Genomic DNA, 2,557 nt, shown 5'->3' on the forward strand with positions numbered 1-2,557 from the left:
CCCGCCGATTGGCGGGCTTCGTCGTTCTTGGCGCGGCGCTGCGACCAGGTCGCTGGCGCCGGCAGGCTCACTGCGCTTCGCGGTGGTACGAGGTCACGATGTCGACCTCGTTCTTCGAGCCCAGCATCACGCTCACGCGCTCGTGCAGCTGCTTGGGCTGGATCTCCATGATGCGCTGCGTGCCGTTGGTGGCCACGCCACCGGCCTGCTCGACCAGGAAGCTCATGGGGTTGGCTTCGTACATCAGGCGCAGCTTGCCGGGCTTGTTCGGCTCGCGCTTGTCCCAGGGGTACATGAAGATGCCGCCGCGGGTCATGATGCGGTGCACGTCGGCCACCATCGCGGCCACCCAGCGCATGTTGAAGTCCTTGCCGCGCGGGCCTTCCTTGCCAGCCAGGCACTCGTCGATGTAGCGCTTGACCGGGGCAGCCCAGTGGCGCATGTTCGACATGTTGATGGCGAATTCCTTGGTGTCCTCGGGGATGCGCAGGTTGTCTTCCGTCATCACCCATGCGCCCTGCTCACGGTCGAGCGTGAACAGCACGACGCCCTTGCCGACGGTCAGCACCAGCGTGGTTTGCGGGCCGTAGACGCAGTAGCCTGCGCACACCTGAGCGGTGCCGGGCTGCAGGAAGCTCTCGTTGGTGACCTCGCCGCCCTGGTGCTTGAGCACCGAGAAGATGGTGCCGATGCTGACGTTGATGTCGATGTTGCTGGAGCCATCGAGGGGGTCGAACAGCAGCAGGTACTCGCCTTGCGGGTAGCGGTTGGGCACGCCCAGCATGTCGTCCATTTCTTCGGAGGCCATGCCGGCGAGGTGACCGCCCCATTCGTTGGCTTCGATGAGCACCTCGTTGGCGATCACGTCGAGCTTCTTCTGGACTTCGCCCTGCACGTTCTCGCTGCCGGCGGTGCCCAGCACGTCACCCAAGGCGCCCTTGTTGACGTTGATGGCGATGCGCTTGCAGGCGCGAGCGACGACTTCGATGAGCAGGCGCAGTTGCGCCGGGATCTGGGCTTCGCCGCGCTGCTGCTCGATCAGGTACTGCGTGAGGCTGATGCGTTTGGTGGACATGGTGGTGTCTCGGATGAAATGAAAAGGGTTGCGGTCTTGGCTCAGTCCTGCAGCGCGCGCGTGATGATCTCGCGCACGTCGTCGGACAACTCGCCGCGGGCGGCCACGCGCTTGAGCGCTTCTTCGGCGGCCGTGCGGTAAGGTCCGGCCAGGCGGCGCCAGTGGTCGAGCGCGCGGGCCAGGCGGGCGGCCAGTTGCGGGTTGATGGCGTCGATCTCGATGACGCGGTCGGCCCAGAACACGTAGCCGGCCGCATCCGTGCGGTGGAAGGCCGCAGGGTTGTTCTGGCACAGCGCCATCAGCAGGCTGCGGGCGCGGTTGGGCGTGCGCAGCGTGAAGTCGGGGTGCAGCATGAGCTGCTTGACGCGCGCAAAGACCTGGCCGTCTTTCTCGGGGGCCATGGCCTGCAGCGTGAACCACTTGTCGATGACCAGGGCCTCGTCACGGAACAGGGCGTGGAAGCGCTTGAGCGCGTCTTCGGCCAGCTCGGCGTGGGCCGCCACCAGGGCCGAGAGCGCACCGAGGCGGTCGGTCATGTTGTTGGCGTCCTTGAAGCGCTGGAATGCCTTGCCCACCCAGATCGGGTTGTGGCGAGACACGCCGTCGAGCGTCAGCATGGCCAGGGCCAGGTTGGCCAGCGCGCGGCGCCCAGCGCTCACGGCGTCGGGCGAGTAACCGCCCAGCTCGGCGTTGGCCTCGTAGGCCGCCACCCAGTCCTCGTGCAGGGCGTGGGCAAGCTGCACCTTCATGCTCTCGCGCACGGTGTGGATGCGCTGCGGGTCGACCACCACGAGCTGCTCGGCCACGTAGGCCTCGCTTGGCAGGGTCAGCACCAGCTCCTTGAATGCGGCGTCCAGCTCGGTGTGGCGCAACACACCGCGCATGGCCTCGACGAAACGCGCGTCCAGCTCGACGTGGCCCGAGCCCTTGACCGCGTGCAGGATGCGGCGCAGCGCGAGCTTCTGAGCGGCTTCCCAGCGATTGAAGGGGTCGAGGTCGTGGCTGAGCAGGGTGAAGAGCGCGTCGTCGCCCAGCTCGGTCTCCAGCACCACAGGCGCCGAGAAACCGCGCAGCAGCGATGGCACCGGCTCGACGGGCACGTGCACGAAGGTGAAAGTCTGCGAGGGCTCGGACAGCACCAGCACCGTGTCGTGGCCGATGGGGTCGAGGTGGCCTTCGAGGTGCAGGTTGATGTGGCGGCCGTCCACGCCCGTCAGGCCCATGGCCACGGGGATGACGTACGGCAGTTTTTCGGGCTGCCCGATGGTGGCCGCGCAGCTCTGGCTCAAGGTGAGCGTGTAGATGCGGTTCTCGGCGTCGTACACACCGTGGGCCTGCACGCGGGGGGTGCCGGCTTGGGCATACCAGCGCTTGAACTGGTCCAGGCGCGTGGCCAGCTCGCTGCCCGGGTTGGCATCGGCAATGGACTGGGCGAAGTCATCGCAGGTCACGGCCTGGCCGTCGTGGCGCTCGAAGTAGATA

Annotated in this window: 2 protein-coding genes; both read right to left on the minus strand. The window is 67.0% G+C overall.

Going from position 1 to position 2,557, the window contains the following annotated elements:
- Positions 1-67: 67 nt before the first annotated feature.
- The gene (locus B2W70_RS09275; RefSeq protein ID WP_286745077.1) at positions 68-1,075 is read right to left on the minus strand and encodes a class 1 fructose-bisphosphatase; all 1,008 of its coding nucleotides are present in this window, start codon (positions 1,073-1,075) and stop codon (positions 68-70) included.
- Between the two features lie 41 nt (positions 1,076-1,116).
- Positions 1,117-2,557: DUF3458 domain-containing protein (locus B2W70_RS09280; protein WP_286745080.1), on the minus strand; the 1,441-nt coding region annotated here is incomplete at its 5' end.

The sequence above is a fragment of the Aquabacterium sp. UBA2148 genome, from assembly GCF_002328915.1.
In the GTDB taxonomy this organism is placed as follows: domain Bacteria; phylum Pseudomonadota; class Gammaproteobacteria; order Burkholderiales; family Burkholderiaceae_C; genus Aquabacterium; species Aquabacterium parvum.